A 20159-nucleotide genomic window follows, 5' to 3' on the forward strand; every position below is an offset into this window, starting at 1 on the left:
CTAAACTAGAAAATGATCTTCAATCTTCTCTTTCTAAAAGATATCGCTTCAATCGTAAGTCACGAATCTTTTTTTCGGATCGATTTTTTTGATCGATATATCCTCCAATAATTATTGCGAAGAACCCTCCAATAGAAATGAGCACTGCGGAGTGATACTCCATTATTTCAGATAAACTTTCGTCACCTATTACAAATGGAATAAATGGAAAAACAAATCCCATCGCAATTCCACCTAAAATGCGTAATGGTATCCACTTTTTATAACGTTTAAAATGATCTTGAACATCTAAAATGTCATTCGTAACGTGTTGTATTCGTTGTTTTTTAGTATTCATTTAGTTGATGCTAATACTATTGTTTGTAATGCTTAATGTGTGAATGTTACAAACAAAAAGTCGCTTCTATCACAAAACGACTTTTTTAAAATCAGTAACTAATAAATAATGGATCATTTCGGTCGTTTGCGCAACAATCCAATCATATGCTCAATACCAATACCAACATAGGTTCGTCCTTTATTGATTTGTACCATTGGAGAAAGTGTTAAACCGTAATGTCTCGCGAATGGAAATTCAATTTTTGGACTAATGATAAAGCTTAAAGTTTTATAATCATAAGTGTCCCAAGTATAATTGTCTCCAAAAAGTCCACCATTAATCATTTGCCAGTTTTCTGGTTCACTGATACGCGTGTAACCAATACCTATAGACATATTTAATCGAATAGTCCCTTTGGGATTCAATTTATAAATTTTCCCTGCCATGATTTGATAATTCTCTATTCGATCATAAGGATTTGCTAGTCCGAAAGAAAAGGCTCTAAACAATCCAACTCGAAAATCTTCTGGTTCTGATGCTGAACTTCTGGCACGTACAGTGTGTTCTAATCGAAAAGAATACTTTTCTTGATACACATAATTAAGTCCAAAGCTAGCGCCAAAATAATTACCAGCATCTATTCCTAAAGTAGCATAAATAGCATGATTTTCTCCAAACTGCGCATGTGTTGTATGAATACTTATTATAAGTAAAAGCGTTGATAATAAACGTTTCATAATGTAAATAATAGATTTTTAGGTTGTATTTCAGAACGAAATCAACCGTAATTAAAGGTTTAAATTATTTGATAATTTAATGAATGTAGCTATCGTAAAAGTTAGTGTATTTTTTGCATATTATAAAATTTTGTTACAGAAACCACTATGATTTCTTTCCATAACTATAACTTTTGGAAAATGAAAACGTGACATTTTTTTGAATTTTGTTTAGAAAAGGTAGTTTGGGCTAAAAAAGTAAAATAAAAAAGCCGCTTCCATAGCAATAGAAGCGACTTTTTGAATATATAACTAAGCTTAGAATCTTACAATCCGAAAGCTGTTTTTACTTTATCTACGAAATCTAATTTTTCCCAAGTAAATAACTCAACATCCATTGTTTTCGATTCTCCATAAGGAGTTGTGAATGTTTTAGAAACGATTTCATTTTTACGTCCCATGTGTCCGTAAGCAGCAGTTTCGCTGTACATTGGTGTACGTAACTTTAAACGACTTTCAATCGCTGCAGGACGCATATCAAATACTTCTTTTACTTTCTCAGCAATTTCTCCATCAGTCAAATCAACTTTTGCAGTTCCATAAGTATCAACAAAAATTCCCATTGGTTCAACAACTCCAATTGCATACGAAACTTGTACTAAAATCTCATCAGCAACTCCAGCAGCTACTAAGTTTTTAGCAACGTGACGTGTTGCATACGCAGCACTTCTATCTACTTTACTTGGATCTTTTCCTGAAAATGCTCCACCACCGTGAGCACCTTTTCCACCGTATGTATCAACAATAATTTTTCTTCCTGTCAATCCAGTATCTCCGTGAGGTCCACCAATAACAAACTTTCCAGTTGGGTTAATGTGATACTTAATATCATCACCAAATAAAGCTTGAATTGCAGGATCTAATTTTGCTACTACACGTGGAATTAAAATCTCAACGATATCCTTACGGATTTTCGCTAACATTACTTCATCACTTTCATCAAAATCATCATGCTGTGTAGAAATTACAATTGCTTCTACTCTTGAAGGTACATTGTCATCATTATATTCAATCGTAACCTGACTTTTTGCATCTGGACGTAAATATGTAATATCTTGGTTTTCTCTACGTAAAGCAGCCAATTCAATCAACATTAAATGTGATAAATCTAAAGCTAAAGGCATCAAGTTTTTAGTCTCTTTCGTTGCATATCCAAACATCATCCCTTGGTCACCAGCACCTTGCTCTTCTTTCGTAGCTCTGTCAACACCTCTATTAATATCATCAGATTGCTCATGAATAGCTGATAAAACTCCACAAGAATTCCCATCAAACATATATTCACTCTTCGTGTATCCGATCTTGTTAACTACTTCTCTAGCAATCTTTTGAACGTCTAAATATGTGTTCGATTTTACTTCTCCAGCTAAGATAACTTGACCTGTAGTAACTAAGGTTTCACAAGCTACTTTCGATTCAGGATCGAATGCTAAAAAATTATCAATTAAAGCATCAGAAATTTGATCTGCTACCTTGTCTGGATGTCCTTCTGAAACCGATTCAGAGGTAAAAAAATATGACATAATAAATCTTCTTTTAAAAATTATATTAGATGGAAAACTAAAAAGTGATTGCTCTGTCGGCTAAAGAAGTAGAAAATTACTGCTTTAGCATTTTTTAATTTCTTGACTGTATCAAGAATTGAGGTTGCAATCAGTTCAAATTTTTCCTCAAAATCAGGTGCAAATGTATGAAAAACTACTTACATATAAACAACAAAAAAAATTAAATTAACATTTAGTTAGAAAACTGTTAAAAATGACTTTTTTTTAAAAAAACATTTGGATATTAAATAATTATGACTTTACCTTTGTACCAAACAAAGACGAAAAATGTTTAATAAAGTTTCAAATATGATGTGTTGTATGATGTGCTGCAGAAATGCCGCAGAGGACACTATTGTATTACGCTAACTTTAAAAAGCATCTCACAATAATTTAAGCCTCTGCAATTGCAGAGGCTTTTTTCATGATTATATTTTAAGTTAATTTTTTTTTTTCAAACCGATGAGTCAAATTTTTCAAATAGCAAGTATCAAAACTACAATGACAATGTGTTGTTGTATGATGGCTATGTACATGATGTGCTGTAGCCAAGTTTGCTATTATCGAAAAGTTCCAGATAAATACTAACCCATTTATCACTTATTTAAAAAGGTCCTTTTGGTAATACAATTCCAAAAGGACCTTTTTTCATTGGTAAAAGATTCTTATGAAAGTCAGCGTCAAATAACAAAAAATAATAGTTAAATCACGTTTAAAAAACATTTTGTGAAATAGTAAATGAAACAGTAGATAATCAAAAATAAGACAAACCAAAAATCTATTTTAGATCCCAAAATTGAATATTAAAAAGTAAAAAAAAGAAAACATGAGTACACAAAAATTCGCAACAAAAGCATTACATTCAGGACATGACACAACGCAAAACGGAGGAACAAGAGCTGTCCCAATTTATCAATCGACAGCATATGTGTTCAATAATTCGGATCATGCGTCAAATTTATTTTCCTTAGCAGAACCAGGAAATATCTATACCAGAATCAACAATCCAACAAATGACGTTTTAGAACAACGATTAGCAGCTTTAGAAGGCGGAATTGCAGCAGTAGTTACAGCTTCAGGAACAGCAGCCATCGCAACAACATTGCTAACGTTACTAAGGGCAGGCGATCACGTAGTAGCTTCCAATAGTTTGTACGGCGGAACCTATAATTTGCTAAACGTAACGTTACCAAGACTCGGAATTACAACAACATTCGTTGATCCAGAAGAAGCAAATAGTTTCAATGATGCCGTACAAGAAAACACAAGAGCGGTTTTTATTGAGTCACTAGGAAATCCAAAATTAGATGTATTAGACATCGAAGCTATTTCAGCGCAAGCAAAAGCAAACAAACTTCCACTTATTGTCGACAATACAATTGCCACACCTTACTTATTGAATCCTATCAATCACGGCGCAAATATTGTCATTCACTCACTTACAAAATACATCAACGGAAATGGAACTGCCTTAGGAGGCGCAATCATTGATGCAGGAACATTCGATTGGACAAACGGAAAGTTTCCAGAATTTACAGAACCATCTGCAGGATATCACGGATTAGTCTATAGCGAAGCCTTAAAAGAAGCCGCATTTATTGCAAAAGTTCGTATTGAAGGACTGCGCGATTTTGGTTCAGCATTAAGTCCATTCAACGCATTTCAAATCATTCAAGGATTAGAAACATTGCCAATCCGTATCAAACAACACAGTGAAAATGCACTAGAATTGGCAACATGGTTGCAAACACAAGAAGCTGTTGCTTGGGTAAATTATCCAGGATTAGAAACAAGCAATTACAAAACATTAGCAGAAAAATACTTGCCAAAAGGACAAAGCGGAATTGTAACTTTTGGAATTAAAGCAGGATTCGAAGCCGCAAAACGCATCGCAGACGAAACAAAAGTATTCTCATTATTAGCAAATATCGGCGATACAAAATCACTCATCATTCACCCAGCAAGCACAACACACCAACAATTAACGGCAGAACAACAAGCATCAACAGGTGTAACACAAGATTTAATTCGCTTATCTGTTGGTTTGGAAAATGTAGAAGATTTAAAAACAGACTTACAAACTGTATTTGACAAAATAACAGCGGGAATTCCAGCATCATAAAACAGATATTTTGAGACAGAAAATAGCACATATAACCATTTCAGATTTCTTTACCGAAACTGGCGCGTATTATCCAAACCTAAAGTTGAGTTATCAGCTTACAGGTTCGGATAACGCAGATGCGCCAATCGTTTTAGTGAATCATGCATTGACAGGAAACTCGGAAGTTACGGGTGAAAACGGTTGGTGGAATAAATTGATCGGTGATGGGAAATGTATTGATACGAATGAGTTTAAAATTTTAAGTTTTGATATTCCTGGCAATGGTTTTTCAGACGAAACAGAATTGATTAAAATCTATAAAGATTTTGTTGCGAGAGATATCGCTAAGATCTTTATCAGAGGATTGGAAAACTTAAAAATCGATACGCTTTTTGCCGCTATTGGCGGATCGTTAGGAGGAGGAATTGCATGGGAAATGGCAGTTTTAGAACCAAATTTAATTCAAAACTTAATTCCGATTGCTTCCGATTGGAAATCGACCGATTGGCTCATTGGGAATTGCTTTTTGCAAGAACGCATCCTTGAAAACTCAAACAATCCAATTGAAGATGCACGTATTCATGCAATGTTGTGCTATCGTACGCCTTTTTCTTTCAAAGTAAAATTTCAGCGAACGCAAGACAAAGAAACAGCGCTATTCAATACAGAAAAATGGTTAGCGCATCATGGAAAAAAATTGCAAGAACGCTATCAATTAGCAGCATACAAACTGATGAATCAACTCTTAAAAACAATTGATGTCACCAGAGGTAGAGCATCGCTTGAAAAAGTAGCTTCAAAAATTAAAGGAAACATTCATATTATCAGTATTAACAGTGACATATTTTTTTCACCAGATGAAGACATTGAAACATACAGAAGATTAAAACGTGTCAAAGAAAATGTATATCACGACGAAATTCAATCTATTCACGGACACGACGCATTTTTAATAGAATACGGTCAACTAAGTCTGTTGCTCAGAAACATATTTCAAGTTCAAAAATCATCCATCAAATAGTATAATAAAAAAGTTATGAAAATATTAAAATTTGGCGGAAAATCACTCGCTAACGGAAAAGGAATCAAAAACACGATTCAAATCATAAAAGAAAAAGCAACACAGCAAGAACATATTGCAGTCGTATTGTCTGCACGTGGAAATGCTACGGATGAATTGTTGGAAATGTTGGAGAAAGCAACACGCAAAGAATCGTATCACGAACAATTGACCGCGTTTAAAGCATATCAAAGTCAAATAGACAGATCGATAGATTTTTCGGAAGAATTTATCACATTAGAAAACTTATTTCAAGGAGTTTCTTTGTTAGGCGATTATAGTGAAAAAATAAAAGATCAAGTCGTGTCACAAGGTGAAATTATTTCGGCGAAATTAGTAACGAATTTGCTTAAAAAAGAAGGTGTCAATGCACATTTTACAGACACTAGAAACTTGATTAAAACAGATGATGCGTTCGGAAATGCACGTCCGCTAGATGTAATTTCTAGAAGAAACGTTATCAATCATTTTAAATCGCATAACGGAACTACGGTAAATATTGTGACAGGTTTTATTGGTTCTAATCAAAACAATGAAACTACGACCTTAGGCAGAAACGGAAGCAATTATACAGCAGCTTTATTGGCTAACTTTTTAGATGCAGAAGAATTGCAAAACTACACACATGTAGATGGAATTTTTACTGCGAATCCTGATTTGGTCGCTGACGCGCGAAAAATCTCAGAGTTATCATTCAACGAAGCAAACGAATTGGCAAACTTTGGCGCAAACATATTACATGCAAAAACCATCGTTCCATTGATTGAAAAAAACATTCCGTTGCGAATTTTAAACACATTCAACAGTTCGGATAATGGAACGATCATCAAGCAAAAAACAACCAAAAAAGGAATCAAATCAATTTCTGTATTAGATAATGTAGCGTTGGTAAATTTGGAAGGTAGAGGTTTGTTAGGAAGAGTTGGTGTAGATGCGCGAATTTTTAAAACTTTGGGTGATAATGATATCAATGTAAGCATCATTTCACAAGGTTCATCCGAACGTGGTATTGGTTTGGTCATTGATGCAGACAAAGCTTTGGATGCGATTGTTGCTTTAGAAAGAGAGTTTGAAAATGACTTTTATACGAAAGACGTCAACAAAATTTCTATCATAGATGATGTTGCGGTAATTTCGATTGTGGGACAAGATTTAAGCGAATTTCACAAACCATACAATGCATTAATTAAAAATCAAATAGTTCCAATTCTGTTTAACAATACGGTTTCAGGTAAAAATGTGAGTTTGGTGGTAAAAGAATCAGAATTGCACAAAGCGATCAATGTAATTCACGGACAAATCTTCGGAATTTCTAAAAAAATAAACATTGCAGTCTTCGGAAAAGGATTGGTTGGTGGCACATTGCTCGATCAAATTATACAAAGTAAAAAAGGCATATTAGACAAAAATAATATCAAGTTAAATGTATTTGCTGTGGCAGATTCACAACATGTATATTTAGACAAAAACGGAATTGCTGACGACTGGGAAAAAACATTTCCAAAAGAAAAAGTTGCCTATACGGTACAACAAATTATAGATTACGCTAAAAACAATCATCTAGAAAATTTAATTGCGGTTGATACGACTGCAAGCAAAGAATTCATACATAATTATATAAGTTTAGTTAATAATGGCTTCGATTTGGTTTCGGCAAATAAGATTGCGAATACAGTTGAGTACTCATTTTATGATACGTTGCGAAAAGAACTGAAAAAGCATCAAAAAAATTATTTGTACGAAACCAATGTTGGAGCAGGGTTACCATTAATTGATACAATAAAATTATTGCATAAATCGGGAGAAAAAATCGAAAAAATCCGTGGTGTATTTTCAGGATCATTAAGTTATTTATTCAATACGTTTTCTGTGGAAGATGTTGAATTTAGTGAGGTTTTAAAGCAAGCCTCAGCAAAAGGATTTACTGAACCTGATGCGCGTGAAGATTTATCAGGGAATGATGTCGCAAGAAAACTATTAATCTTGGCTAGAGAACTCGATTTAAAGCACGAATTATCAGACATCACAATTCAAAACTTATTGCCAGCGCATTTGCAAGCAATCGGTTTACAAGAATTCAAACAGAAAATCACAGACTTAAATAAAACCTACAAACTCATCAAAGCAAATCAGCAAGAAAATCATGTATTGCGTTATGTTGGTGATTTGTCAACGGAAACAGGAATCTTAGAAGTCAAATTAATCTCTGTACCAAGCAACAGTGCACTGGGACAAATAAAAGGATCAGATTCTATTTTCGAAATATACACAGAAGCATACAAAGAACAACCATTAGTAATTCAAGGCGCAGGAGCAGGCGCGGCAGTTACGGCAAGAGGTGTTTTTGGAGATATTTTACGATTAACTGAAAAATTGTAGACTTCGGCTCCGCTCAGTCTACATTTTAAATGTAAAATGTGTCACATCGAGCGCAGTCGAGATGCTAAATGTTGAATTAAAAATGTTTGAAACTTTATGTATTCAAATTAGCGAATCAACAGAAAAACAAACAACAAATTAACAAAAAACAAACAAGCAACAACAAAAAAATGAATTCACAACATATAGAAACACAGGCGATCCGAACACAAATTGAACGCTCTGAATTCTTAGAACATTCCAGTCCGTTATATCTTACTTCAAGTTTCGTATTTGAAGATGCGGAAGATATGCGTGCTTCCTTTGCGGAAGAAAAACAACGTAACATTTACAGTCGATTCACCAATCCGAATACGTCTGAATTTGTATCAAAAATCTGCAAGCTAGAAGGTGCAGAAGACGGACATGCGTTTGCAACAGGAATGTCTGCGGTATTTTCCACATTTGCAGCATTGCTTGATAGCGGCGATCATATTGTATCATCTCGATCAATCTTTGGATCAACCAATAGTCTATTTACAAAGTTTTTACCCAAATGGAATATTGAAACAAGTTATTTCAAAGTAAACGAAATAGACAAAATTGAATCATTAATTCAGCCAAATACAAAAGTATTATATGCAGAATCGCCAACGAATCCTGCAGTTGATATCATAGATTTAGAAATATTAGGAAAAATTGCCAAAAAGCACAATCTCATCTTAATCATAGACAATTGTTTTGCAACGCCATATTTGCAACAACCTATAAAATTTGGAGCCGATTTAGTCATTCATTCAGCTACAAAACTTATTGACGGACAAGGTCGCGTATTAGGAGGTGTTACCGTTGGTCGTGCCGATTTAATTCGTGAAATATATTTATTCTCACGAAATACAGGTCCTGCATTATCACCATTTAATGCCTGGGTTTTATCTAAAAGTTTAGAAACTTTAGTTGTACGTGTAGATCGTCATTGTGAGAATGCATTAAAGGTGGCTGAGTTTTTAGAAAAACATCCAAAAGTAAATACAGTAAAATATCCTTTTCTAAAATCACATCCACAATATGAAATTGCTAAAAAGCAGATGAAACTAGGAGGGAACATAGTTGCGTTTGAAGTAAAAGGTGGCGTTGATGCTGGAAGAACATTTTTAAACAGTATTAAAATGTGCTCGTTATCAGCAAATTTAGGTGACACAAGAAGCATTGTTACGCATCCAGCGTCTACAACGCATAGCAAACTATCTGTAGAAGATCGTTTGGAAACAGGTATTACTGATGGACTCATTCGTGTGTCTGTTGGACTCGAAAATGTGAATGATATTATTGAAGATTTAGAGCAAGCGTTAACTAATTAACATTTTAGGTCTGAAACTTTAATAATCTAACACTATTTAACTAAAAACAATGTATGACTTTTTAAAAAAAAGAAATACATTTGCCAAATAACCTAGTAAGTCTATAGGTTAATAGTATTTTAATTAAAGTAGAATGATTTTAAATCAAATAGTTAGAAATAAAAGCAATTACAAAACAGATGTAAATTCTGAAAAGCCGCTGCGAAGTTTAGTGAAATCAATCAGTTGGAGGCTCATAGGAACGTTAGATACGATTCTAATTTCTTGGTTGGTTACGGGAACATTAAGTCTGGCTTTTGCAATAGGATCAATAGAAATGTTGACAAAAATGGTGTTATACTTTTTTCATGAAAGGTTATGGAACACTATAAAATGGGGAAAATAAAATGGAAATAGATATTCAAAAAATAAACAACACATTGCGTGAAAAAACGCCAGCCGAAATCATATCATGGGCTTTGGCGCAAAGTGAAAAAGCGGTTGTGACAACAAATTTTAGACCGTATGAAGGTGCAATTTTACATGCGTGTACACAAGTCAAATCAGACATTGATGTGATTTGGTGCGACACAGGATACAATACACCAAACACCTATAAGCATGCAGAAACTTTAATAGCACAATTGTCTTTAAACATAGATTTATATGTGCCAAAACAAACTTCTGCTCATAGAGATATTGTATTAGGAATTCCTGGTGTAAACGATGAAAATCATCAACTATTTACAGAGCAAGTAAAGTTAGAACCTTTCAAGCGTGCAATGGAGTTTCATAAGCCTACAATTTGGTTTACGAACCTACGAAAAGGACAAACCGCATTTAGAGATTCTATCGATATTATCTCACAAGGAAAAGACGGAGTTTTAAAAGTGAGCCCTTTCTATCATTGGTCAGATGAAAAATTAGATAGCTATTTGGAAGCACATCAAATACCGAATGAATTCAACTATTTCGATCCAACAAAAGTATTAGAAAACAGAGAATGCGGATTGCATTCATAAGAGAAAAGACATGAGTACAAAAGTGTTACAAACAAACATATTAGAAAGCGAAGCAATACATATTTTCAGAGAAGTAGTAGCGCAATTTGAAAAGCCAGTACTACTATTTTCTGGAGGAAAGGATTCCATTACGCTCGTAAGATTGGCGCAAAAAGCATTCTTCCCAGCAAAGATTCCATTTCCATTAATGCATATTGATACAGGTCATAACTTTCCTGAAACTATTGAGTTTCGTGATAGACTCGTAGAAAAATTAGGCTTAAAACTCATTGTGCGAAATGTGCAAGACAATATAGATGCCGGAAAAGTACAAGAAGAAACAGGGAAATATGCAAGCCGAAATATATTGCAAACCGAAACCTTATTAGATGCTATAGAAGAATTTGGTTTTGACGCGTGTATTGGTGGCGCAAGAAGAGATGAAGAAAAGGCAAGAGCCAAGGAACGTATCTTTTCTGTAAGAGATGATTTTGGACAATGGGACGAAAAAAATCAGCGACCAGAAGTATTTGATATGCTCAATGGGAAAATCAACTTAGGACAAAATGTACGTGTGTTTCCAATATCAAACTGGACAGAACTTGATGTATGGAGTTATATCGAAAAAGAACAAATAGAAATTCCATCGATCTATTTTGCACATACCAGAGCAACATTTCTAAGAGACGGATTAATATGGTCTGCAAATGATGAGGTCGTATACAGAGAAGAAGACGAAGAAACGGAAGAACGCGTGATTCGATTCAGAACTGTTGGAGACATGAGTTGTACAGCAGCAGTATTATCAAACGCGTATGACATTGCTTCGGTAGTGCAGGAAATACGACAATCGACCATATCAGAACGCGGCGCACGAATAGATGACAAACGCTCGGAAGCAGCGATGGAAAAAAGAAAACAACAAGGATACTTTTAAGCCAAGATCCAACACCAAAGACCCAATACCCAAAAGCTAGAAAAAAATGGAAGTACTAAAAATAGCAACAGCAGGAAGTGTAGACGATGGAAAAAGTACCTTAATTGGTAGAATACTATATGACACACAATCATTAACAGATGATAAGCTTGAAGCCATAGAGAAAAAGAGCAGACAAAGAGGATTTGATTACCTAGATTTTTCTTTGGCGACTGACGGATTGGTTGCAGAACGCGAACAAGGAATCACAATTGATGTTGCACACATATATTTTTCAACACAAAATAGAAGTTACATCATTGCAGATACACCAGGACATGTAGAATACACAAGAAACATGGTAACTGGAGCGTCAACATCGCAAGTAGCAATTATTTTAATTGATGCTAGAAAAGGTGTAATAGAACAAACTTCGCGTCATTTTTACATCAACAATTTACTACGTGTAAAAGACATTGTAATTGCAGTAAATAAAATGGATTTAGTCGATTTCTCTGAAGAAAGATACAATGAAGTACTAGAAGAAGTTCAAGCACTAATCTCAAAAACGACCTACAAAGGACAAAACATTACTACGATTCCTGTAAGCGCGTTACAAGGTGATAATGTGGTAGATAAATCTCAAAAAATGTCATGGTATTCTGGGAAAACATTGATAGAGCACTTAGAGCAAATTCAACCGCAAGATGTATATGAAGAAGCGCAAACTCGTTTTCCTGTGCAAACAGTCATCAGACCAAAAACGGAAGATTATCATGACTTTAGAGGATACGCAGGTAAACTATATGGAGGTGAAATTTCGGTAGGTGATGAAGTAACTGTTTTACCATCTGGGACGCAATCAAAAGTAAAAGGAATCTATTTCTACAATGAACAATTTGAAAAAGCAGGAATAGGAAGTTCTATTACACTAACACTAGAAGACGATGTAAATGTAAGTAGAGGTGATATGATTGTAAAAGTTTCTGAAAAACCAACTGTAGAAAAAGAACTAGAAGCTACGATTTGTTGGATGGACAAAAAACCATTAAAGGCAGCAACGAAATATAGCTTGCAACATGGAGTACACAATGTATTAGCAAAAGTAGTAGATGTAACTACCATTGAAGAAACAAATTTTTCAGGAGAAAAGACAGCAGCATCTCAGTTACAGCTCAATGAAATAGGAAACATTCAGCTCAAGTTAAACAAGCCGTTATTCTTTGATAGTTACCAAAAAAACAAACACAACGGAGGATTTATCCTAATCGATTTACAAACAAACACAACCGCTGGAGTTGGCTTTATAAACTAATATAAAATAGCATGATAAATCATACATCAAAAAATACAATTCAGCACATGATGATGTGTTGCAAAAGCATCTTTCTAAAAACAAAAGGAATATGACGTGAAAACGTATCTATATAGTTAGTAAAAAGTCCTTTTGAAACATATCTCATAAGGACTTTTTTAATTCTGAACTTATTTAAACGAAAATGAGTTCACTTGAAAATCAAACAAATGCAAAGCTTTAGAACAGAAATAGAAAACCCGATTGTCGAAAAAGACATCATCGAATTAGAACAAAAAATTCGCCAATTCAAAGAAGGAAAGGTAGATGAAGAAAAATTTAGAAGTCTTCGTTTGGCCAGAGGTGTCTATGGACAGCGACAACATGGAGTGCAAATGATTCGCATCAAACTACCGTATGGAAAAGTGTCAAGCGCGCAATTGCACAGAATTGCAGATGTAGCTGACGAATATTCAACTGGAAGACTGCACATTACGACACGACAAGACATTCAAATTCATCATGTAAGCTTAGACCGAACACCAGAACTTTGGGCGCAACTTGAAAAAGATGATATCACCTTACGTGAAGCTTGTGGAAATACAGTGCGTAATATCACAGCAAGTGAAACTGCAGGAATAGATGTCGATGAACCTTTTGATGTGTCTCCGTATGCGGATGCGATGTTCAAATTCTTCTTGCGAAATCCAATCTCTCAAGAAATGGGAAGAAAATTTAAAATCTCTTTCTCTGCAACGGATGCAGATACGGCATTGGCGTACATTCACGATTTAGGATTTATTGCTAAAATTGAAAATGGAATTCGTGGTTTTAAAGTGTTATTAGGTGGCGGATTAGGTTCGCAACCAAGACATGCAGATGTATTATATGATTTTTTAGCTACGGATGGAATCATTCCGTTAACGGAAAGTGTATTGCGAATATTTGATCGTCATGGAGAACGTGCTAAAAGAGGAAAAGCACGAATGAAATTTCTAATCAAAGATTTAGGGCTAGAAGCATTTGTAAACTTGATTGATGCAGAACGAAAAGCATTGTCTCAAAGTAAAGTTGTGATTGAAACGGAAGCATTTGAAACTGCTCCAGAATTTAAAAGTGATGGAATTGAATTTGTACAAATAGAAGATCCACTTGCGTATGAAGCTTGGAAAACGACAAATGTCATCCCGCAAAAACAAGAAGGTTTATTCGCGATTGGAATTCGAGTTCCTTTAGGAGATTTCTATACGGACAAAGCACGATTATTAGCAGATTTAATTGATAAATATGCTGCGGACGAACTGCGATTTACATTACGTCAAAACATTCTCATTCGTCATGTTCGAGAAGCATTTATTCCATTCTTTTATCAAGAACTGAAAAAGCTAGGATTTACACAATTCGGGTACAACAAACTGGTAGACATTACAGCTTGTCCAGGAACAGATACATGTAACCTAGGAATTGCCAGCAGTACAGGAATTGCAACAGAATTAGAAAAAGTAATTGCTGCAGAATATCAAGAATTCATTACCACAAAAGACATCACCATAAAAATAAGTGGTTGTATGAATGCGTGTGGACAACACAATATGGCAGAAATAGGCTTTCAGGGAATGACCATAAAATCAGGAAAACTGGTTGCGCCAGCATTACAAATACTATTAGGCGGCGGTATTTTGGGAGACGGAAAAGGTCGTTTTGCAGACAAAGTTTTAAAAATACCGAGTAAGCGTGGACCAATAGCATTACGTCAAATTTTGGATGATTTTAAAGTGAACGCTTTGGCGGAAGAATCTTTCTTAGACTATTATGAACGAAAAGAAAAATCGTATTTCTATACCCTATTAAAGCCACTATCTGATAGTACAGCACTTCAAGAAGAAGACTTTATTGATTGGGGAAATGAAAAACCATACATAAAAGCTGTTGGTATTGGTGAATGTGCTGGTGTCGTTATTGATCTTATAGAAACATTACTACTAGAAAGTGAAGAAAAAATAGAAAATGCTTCCGCTGCATTGCGCAGTGAATTATATAGTGATAGTATCTACCATAGCTATGCTGCCATTGTAAATTCAGCGAAAGCGCTATTACTTTCAGCACAACAAAAAACAAATTCGCATGCAACAATCATCAATCAATTTGATGCCGTATTTGTGGAAACTAAAAAAATAGAGTTGCCCGATACTTTTGCTGCATTCATATATCAAATTAAACAAAATGAACCTACTGAAGCATTCGCGAAAAGTTATTTAAAAGATGCGATTTGGTTTCAACAACAACTAAAAACTTACAGAAAGGAGGAGTTAGCACATGCATAAACCAAAACTAACAGTATTAGGAGCTGGACCAGGAGATCCAGAACTCATCACGCTAAAAGGAGTTAGAGCATTGCAAGAAGCAAATGTAGTATTGTACGATGCTTTGGTAAACAGAGAACTACTAGAATATGCTTCAAATGCGGAACATATATTTGTTGGAAAACGAAAAGGGTTTCACAAATACAGTCAAGATGAAATCAACGAATTGATCGTAAAAAACGCGTATGAATCTGGACATGTAGTTCGCTTAAAAGGTGGCGATCCATTCATTTTTGGTCGTGGAGCAGAAGAAATCGAATATGCAAAACAATACGGATTAGAAACAGCTGTCGTATCTGGAATCACCTCTGCAATTGCGGTTCCTGCACATTTAGGTGTTCCACTAACAAAACGTGGTATTTCTGAAAGTTTTTGGGTAATTACGGGAACAACTTCTGCACGAAAACTATCATTGGATGTTGCTTTAGCAGCGAAATCTTCGGCAACTGTAGTCATTCTCATGGGAATGAGCAAGCTTCTAGAAATAGTCGAATTCTTCAAAGAAGAAGGAAAACACAAAACGCCTGTAGGAATCATTCAAAACGGAACTACAAGCAATGAAAAATCAGTTTTCGGAACGGTAGATTCTATCGCAAAAAAAGTAAAAGATAAAAACATTGCAGCGCCTGCAATCATTGTTATTGGAGAAGTTGTAAATGAAGCAAGTGAACAAATAGAAACGTATAAATCAATTAATAAAAATTCTTTTCCGTTGCGAAAAGTTATCTAAACTATGGAAAAGAATGAATTATATCCAATCTTCCTAAAAGCGCACGAACTCAATATTTTAATTGTTGGCGGCGGCAATGTAGGATTAGAAAAATTAAGCTTTTTACTAAAGTCAAGTCCAAATGCAAAAGTGTCGTTGGTGGCGCCTTATATAAAGGAAGAAGTCAAAACATTAGCGGAAGCACATCCAACAGTAACACTTATAAAAGACGAATATGCGAAAGAATATTTAGATGAAAAACATATTGTAATTGCGGCAACGGATAACCAAATGGTAAACCTAAATATATTCTTGGAAGCCAAACAACGTAATCTATTAGTAAACTTGGCCGATCAGCCGCAATATTGTGATTTCTACTTAGGTGGAATTGTAACAAAGGGAAATGTGAAAATTGCAATTTCCACCAATGGAAAATCACCAACGACGGCAAAACGTTTGCGTCAATTCTTTGAACAAATCATTCCAGAAAGTATCAATGAATTGGTGCAAAACTTACATTCATATCGTAAAAGACTCAAAAATGATTTTGAATACAAAGTAGATACGCTCAACGAACTTACAGAAACATTGTTAAAAGATAAATCATAACAAAATGTCACATCGAGCGCAGTCGAGATGCAATCAAAAAATAAACTAAATACTCAATACTAAAATCAAAATGATACAAACAGATATACTCATAATCGGAGCAGGACCAACAGGTCTTTTCACAGTCTTTGAAGCAGGATTACTAAAATTAAAAACGCATCTTATTGACGCATTGCCACAACCAGGCGGACAATGTTCTGAAATATATCCTAAAAAACCAATCTATGACATTCCTGGTTTTCCAGAAATTTTAGCAGGCGATTTGGTGAAAAACTTACTAAAACAAATAGAATCCTTTGAACCAGGATTTACCTTAGGAGAACGTGCAGAAACGTTGGAGCGTTTAGAAGATGATACGTTTGTGGTAACTACAAATAAAGGGACAAAACATCATGCGCCAGTAGTTGTTATTGCTGGTGGATTGGGTTCTTTTGAGCCAAGAAAACCACCAATTGCAGGAATTGAAAAATACGAAGACAAAGGCATTGCATACATCATTCGTGATCCGGAAGTATATCGTGATAAAAAAGTGGTAATTGCTGGTGGAGGTGATTCTGCGTTAGACTGGTCTATCTTCTTAGCAAATGTAGCTTCAGAAGTAACGCTTGTACACCGAAGAAATGAATTTCGTGGCGCATTGGATTCTGTAGAAAAAGTACAAGAACTCAAAAATCTTGGAAAAATCAACCTCATTACGCCTGCGGAAATAACAAGTCTTCATGGAGAAGATGAGCTTGCTGCGGTAACAGTAACGAAAAAAGGAGAAGAGCCAGAACTTTTAGAAGTAGATCACTTCATTCCATTATTTGGACTCTCTCCAAAATTAGGCCCATTAGGAAATTGGGGATTAGACATTGAAAAAAATGCCATCAAAGTAGATAACTCGTATGATTATCAAACCAATCTTCCAGGCGTATATGCTATTGGAGATGTAAACACCTATAAAGGAAAACTGAAACTAATTCTTTCTGGTTTTCATGAAGCAGCAATCATGTGTCAAAGTGCATATCAGCGTATCAATCCAGGGAAAAAATATGTAATGAAATACACAACAGTTTCTGGAGTAGAAGGTTTTGATGGTTCTAAAAAAGAAGCCAAAAAAGAAATCGTTCAAACGATATATTAAACTTAAATATAATGTCAGACATTACAATACATATCAAAGATAGAGAAGGGACTAAACATACATTGCAAGCTCCAACTGATATGGCAATGAATCTCATGGAAATATGCAAAGCCTATGAATTGCCTGTTGAAGGAACGTGCGGAGGAATGGCAATGTGTGCATCCTGTCAATGTTATATACTATCTGAACATCAACTTCCAGAAATGGGTATTGATGAAGATCTAATGTTGGCAGAAACATTTCATGTCAAAGAAAACAGTCGTTTGGGGTGTCAAATTCCGATTACTGAAAACTTGGATGAACTTTATGTAGAACTAGCTCCTGAAGTATAAAGTAGTTCTCTAAAAAAGTTAAATAAGATTTTTATAGTTAGATATTTTTAAAATAAATAAAGGATCAAAAGCGGACTTCGGTCCGTTTTTTTATGCTAGAAATTAACTGAAGTTAGTTACGTATTATATTAACAGAAAACCCTTTAAAATAGTGGCTTGTGAGAAAAAGTAGTATCTACGTTGTTTTTACTTACTAATTTAGGTAGAGGGCTTGCTAATCAGTAAAATAGAATCGATTCTGATTGAAGAAAATGACGTTGGTTTCGATGAAATGGTATAAAACGGTGGTGAAATGCATATTTCTAAAGTTCAGTGAAAAGATATATTTTTTAAATTTAATATGAGAAATAGCCCGAATTAAACCCTAAATCTACCATCCTATGAAGTTCCCCGTTTGGACTACATTCATTATTGTATGTATCTTCTATATTGACGTATCAGCACAATGTGCTGGAATAAACAGAATTGAATGTTCAACAGCAGCTCCTACAGTTATAGGAAATAGTATTAGTTGTACTCCGCCAGCCAATCGAGGTGGACGAAGAAATTTTGAAGTAACTAATATGATTGCTGGATCTACTTACAGGCTTTCAAATTGTGGATCAGGCTTTGACACACAAATGACAGTTAGAGATGAATCTGGAAACTTTGTTGCGTTTAATGATGATGATGGACCTGCATGTGGAGGAACAGCAGCTTCTATTGACTTCACGCCAACAACAACAGGAAATTATAGAATTCACTTGAATAGATTTGATTGTGCTACAACAAATAACTTAAACGGAGATATTGTTGTAACACTGCTTTCGGCTGCTTCAGGACCGTCAAATGACGATTGTGGAAACGCTACTGCCTTATCGATAAGTCCAACAAGTACATGTATAACGCTTACTTCTGGAGATTCTTCAGCAGCAACACAAAGTATAGCTGCTATTAGTTGTGGAGGCTTTACAGGAAATGCCGATGATGATGTTTGGTATAGTTTTGTTGCTACAGCTACAGATCACGATATTACTGTACGACCAGGGACACTAAGCGATCTTGTGGTAGATTTACGCTCAGGAGCATGTGACGGAACCAATATAGATTGTGCCGATGCTACCACAGGAACTAGTGATGAAGTTATCAATGCAACAGGTTTATCCATCGGAACTACGTATTATGTACGTGTATACAGTTATGGAGGCGCAGGAAATGCAGGGACCTTTGATATTTGTGTCACTACACCAATAGTAATTCCAGCTAACGACGATTGTGCCAATGCAACTGCATTAGGAGTAAGTCCTACAGATACCTGTGTTACCAGCGTTTCTGGAACTACAGAAAATGCAACGCAAAGTATAGCAGCTATTAATTGTAACGGAACCACAGGAAATGCAGATGATGATGTATGGTATAGTTTTGTAGCAACCGCTTTTGAACATGACATTACAGTAACAGCAGGAACATTAACAAATGCAGTGATAGATTTAAGATCAGGCGCTTGCGATGGAACAAATATAGATTGTGCAGATGCTACCACAGGAAGTAGTGATGAAGTCATCAACGCAACAGGATTAAGTATTGGAAGTACCTATTATGTCCGTGTATACAGTAGAGGTGGCGCTGGAAATGTAGGTACTTTTGATATCTGTGTAACTACACCTCCACAACCACCAACAAATGATGATTGCGCCAATGCAACAGCACTAACTGTGAGCGGTACAACCTGTACAACAAGTGTTTCAGGCACTACAGAAAATGCAACGCAAAGTATAGCCGCAATAAGTTGTAACGGTTCTACAGGAAATGCAAACGATGATGTTTGGTATAGTTTTACAGCAACACAAGCAAATCATGATATTACCGTAACTCCGGGAACACTCACAAATGCAGTAGTTGACTTGCGATCGGGTACATGTACAGGAACTAATATTGACTGTGCAGATGCCACAACAGGAACAAGCGCAGAAGTCATCAACGCAACTGGTTTAACAACAGGAACAACTTATTATGTAAGAGTATATAGTTTTGGAAGCACAGGGAATGAAGGTACTTTTGATATCTGTGTCACTTCACCAATTACGCCACCATCAAATGATGATTGTGGAACCGCTACTGCTTTATCTATAAGTCCAACAAGTACTTGTGTAACAAGTGTTTCAGGGACAACAGTGAATGCTACGCAGAGTATAGCAGCTATTAGTTGTGGAGGTTTTACTGGAAATGCAGATGATGATGTTTGGTATAGTTTTGTAGCTACAGCAACGAGTCATGATATTACAGTAACACCAGGAACGCTTTCAGATGCCGTACTCGATCTACGCTC

At 35.3% G+C, this 20159-nt stretch carries 17 protein-coding genes; 14 read left to right on the forward strand and 3 right to left on the reverse strand.

All coding sequences use genetic code 11. From position 1 onward, the window contains the following. Positions 1–19: 19 nt before the first annotated feature. The 3 genes from ACRBBL_RS09695 to metK form a co-directional block, all read right to left on the reverse strand. Positions 20–337, reverse strand: coding sequence for a hypothetical protein (locus tag ACRBBL_RS09695; protein ID WP_431368842.1), 318 nt, complete (start codon positions 335–337; stop codon positions 20–22). 113 nt (positions 338–450) lie between these two features. Next, positions 451–1056: a hypothetical protein gene (locus tag ACRBBL_RS09700; protein WP_431368843.1), complete on the reverse strand. Its 606-nt coding sequence runs from the start codon at positions 1054–1056 to the stop codon at positions 451–453. A 305-nt stretch (positions 1057–1361) separates the two neighbouring features. Then, positions 1362–2618, reverse strand: a complete 1257-nt coding sequence (metK, locus tag ACRBBL_RS09705; protein WP_431368844.1) for a methionine adenosyltransferase — start codon at positions 2616–2618, stop codon at positions 1362–1364. An 847-nt stretch (positions 2619–3465) separates the two neighbouring features. Here metK and ACRBBL_RS09710 point away from each other — a divergent pair. The 14 genes from ACRBBL_RS09710 to ACRBBL_RS09775 form a co-directional block, all read left to right on the forward strand. Beyond that, positions 3466–4761, forward strand: coding sequence for an O-acetylhomoserine aminocarboxypropyltransferase/cysteine synthase family protein (locus ACRBBL_RS09710; RefSeq protein WP_431368845.1), 1296 nt, complete (start codon positions 3466–3468; stop codon positions 4759–4761). A 10-nt stretch (positions 4762–4771) separates the two neighbouring features. After that, on the forward strand, positions 4772–5764 hold the full coding sequence (locus ACRBBL_RS09715; RefSeq protein WP_431368846.1) for an alpha/beta fold hydrolase: 993 nt from the start codon (positions 4772–4774) through the stop codon (positions 5762–5764). 15 nt (positions 5765–5779) lie between these two features. Beyond that, the gene (gene thrA, locus ACRBBL_RS09720) at positions 5780–8182 is read left to right on the forward strand and encodes a bifunctional aspartate kinase/homoserine dehydrogenase I (protein ID WP_431368847.1); all 2403 of its coding nucleotides are present in this window, start codon (positions 5780–5782) and stop codon (positions 8180–8182) included. A 170-nt stretch (positions 8183–8352) separates the two neighbouring features. Further along, positions 8353–9522, forward strand: coding sequence for an O-succinylhomoserine sulfhydrylase (locus ACRBBL_RS09725; RefSeq protein WP_431368848.1), 1170 nt, complete (start codon positions 8353–8355; stop codon positions 9520–9522). Positions 9523–9655: 133 nt separating this feature from the next. Then, positions 9656–9907: a DUF2061 domain-containing protein gene (locus ACRBBL_RS09730; protein ID WP_431368849.1), complete on the forward strand. Its 252-nt coding sequence runs from the start codon at positions 9656–9658 to the stop codon at positions 9905–9907. A 1-nt stretch (position 9908) separates the two neighbouring features. Continuing rightward, the gene (locus ACRBBL_RS09735; RefSeq protein WP_431368850.1) at positions 9909–10523 is read left to right on the forward strand and encodes a phosphoadenosine phosphosulfate reductase family protein; all 615 of its coding nucleotides are present in this window, start codon (positions 9909–9911) and stop codon (positions 10521–10523) included. 10 nt (positions 10524–10533) lie between these two features. Further along, positions 10534–11439: a sulfate adenylyltransferase subunit CysD gene (cysD, locus tag ACRBBL_RS09740; protein ID WP_431368851.1), complete on the forward strand. Its 906-nt coding sequence runs from the start codon at positions 10534–10536 to the stop codon at positions 11437–11439. Between the two features lie 46 nt (positions 11440–11485). Beyond that, positions 11486–12733 (forward strand): sulfate adenylyltransferase subunit 1, encoded by a 1248-nt coding sequence (locus ACRBBL_RS09745; protein WP_431368852.1) that lies wholly within the window; start codon positions 11486–11488, stop codon positions 12731–12733. Between the two features lie 209 nt (positions 12734–12942). Beyond that, positions 12943–15036 (forward strand): HEPN domain-containing protein, encoded by a 2094-nt coding sequence (locus tag ACRBBL_RS09750; protein WP_431368853.1) that lies wholly within the window; start codon positions 12943–12945, stop codon positions 15034–15036. Continuing rightward, positions 15029–15805 (forward strand): uroporphyrinogen-III C-methyltransferase, encoded by a 777-nt coding sequence (gene cobA / locus ACRBBL_RS09755; RefSeq protein WP_431368854.1) that lies wholly within the window; start codon positions 15029–15031, stop codon positions 15803–15805. The genes ACRBBL_RS09750 and cobA overlap by 8 nt, the downstream gene beginning before the upstream one ends. Positions 15806–15808: 3 nt before the next feature. After that, positions 15809–16393: a precorrin-2 dehydrogenase/sirohydrochlorin ferrochelatase family protein gene (locus tag ACRBBL_RS09760; protein ID WP_431368855.1), complete on the forward strand. Its 585-nt coding sequence runs from the start codon at positions 15809–15811 to the stop codon at positions 16391–16393. A 70-nt stretch (positions 16394–16463) separates the two neighbouring features. Further along, entirely contained in the window at positions 16464–17519 is a 1056-nt protein-coding gene (locus ACRBBL_RS09765) for an NAD(P)/FAD-dependent oxidoreductase (RefSeq protein WP_431368856.1), read from the forward strand. Between the two features lie 11 nt (positions 17520–17530). Beyond that, positions 17531–17851, forward strand: a complete 321-nt coding sequence (locus ACRBBL_RS09770) for a 2Fe-2S iron-sulfur cluster-binding protein (protein ID WP_431368857.1) — start codon at positions 17531–17533, stop codon at positions 17849–17851. A gap of 380 nt (positions 17852–18231) precedes the next feature. Next, on the forward strand, positions 18232–20159 hold a 1928-nt coding region (locus ACRBBL_RS09775; protein WP_431368858.1), incomplete at its 3' end, for a hypothetical protein.

The sequence above is a fragment of the Kordia sp. genome (assembly GCF_050633145.1).
Lineage (GTDB): Bacteria > Bacteroidota > Bacteroidia > Flavobacteriales > Flavobacteriaceae > Kordia.

What these genes read in the sequence shown, in the direction of transcription:
- ACRBBL_RS09695 (WP_431368842.1), bottom strand. Translation starts at nt 337, where the DNA reads ATGAATACTAAAAAACAACGAATACAACACGTTACGAATGACATTTTA.
- ACRBBL_RS09700 (WP_431368843.1), bottom strand. Translation starts at nt 1,056, where the DNA reads ATGAAACGTTTATTATCAACGCTTTTACTTATAATAAGTATTCATACA.
- metK (WP_431368844.1), bottom strand. Translation starts at nt 2,618, where the DNA reads ATGTCATATTTTTTTACCTCTGAATCGGTTTCAGAAGGACATCCAGAC.
- ACRBBL_RS09710 (WP_431368845.1), top strand. Translation starts at nt 3,466, where the DNA reads ATGAGTACACAAAAATTCGCAACAAAAGCATTACATTCAGGACATGAC.
- thrA (WP_431368847.1), top strand. Translation starts at nt 5,780, where the DNA reads ATGAAAATATTAAAATTTGGCGGAAAATCACTCGCTAACGGAAAAGGA.
- ACRBBL_RS09725 (WP_431368848.1), top strand. Translation starts at nt 8,353, where the DNA reads ATGAATTCACAACATATAGAAACACAGGCGATCCGAACACAAATTGAA.
- ACRBBL_RS09730 (WP_431368849.1), top strand. Translation starts at nt 9,656, where the DNA reads ATGATTTTAAATCAAATAGTTAGAAATAAAAGCAATTACAAAACAGAT.
- ACRBBL_RS09735 (WP_431368850.1), top strand. Translation starts at nt 9,909, where the DNA reads ATGGAAATAGATATTCAAAAAATAAACAACACATTGCGTGAAAAAACG.
- cysD (WP_431368851.1), top strand. Translation starts at nt 10,534, where the DNA reads ATGAGTACAAAAGTGTTACAAACAAACATATTAGAAAGCGAAGCAATA.
- ACRBBL_RS09745 (WP_431368852.1), top strand. Translation starts at nt 11,486, where the DNA reads ATGGAAGTACTAAAAATAGCAACAGCAGGAAGTGTAGACGATGGAAAA.
- ACRBBL_RS09750 (WP_431368853.1), top strand. Translation starts at nt 12,943, where the DNA reads ATGCAAAGCTTTAGAACAGAAATAGAAAACCCGATTGTCGAAAAAGAC.
- cobA (WP_431368854.1), top strand. Translation starts at nt 15,029, where the DNA reads ATGCATAAACCAAAACTAACAGTATTAGGAGCTGGACCAGGAGATCCA.
- ACRBBL_RS09760 (WP_431368855.1), top strand. Translation starts at nt 15,809, where the DNA reads ATGGAAAAGAATGAATTATATCCAATCTTCCTAAAAGCGCACGAACTC.
- ACRBBL_RS09765 (WP_431368856.1), top strand. Translation starts at nt 16,464, where the DNA reads ATGATACAAACAGATATACTCATAATCGGAGCAGGACCAACAGGTCTT.
- ACRBBL_RS09770 (WP_431368857.1), top strand. Translation starts at nt 17,531, where the DNA reads ATGTCAGACATTACAATACATATCAAAGATAGAGAAGGGACTAAACAT.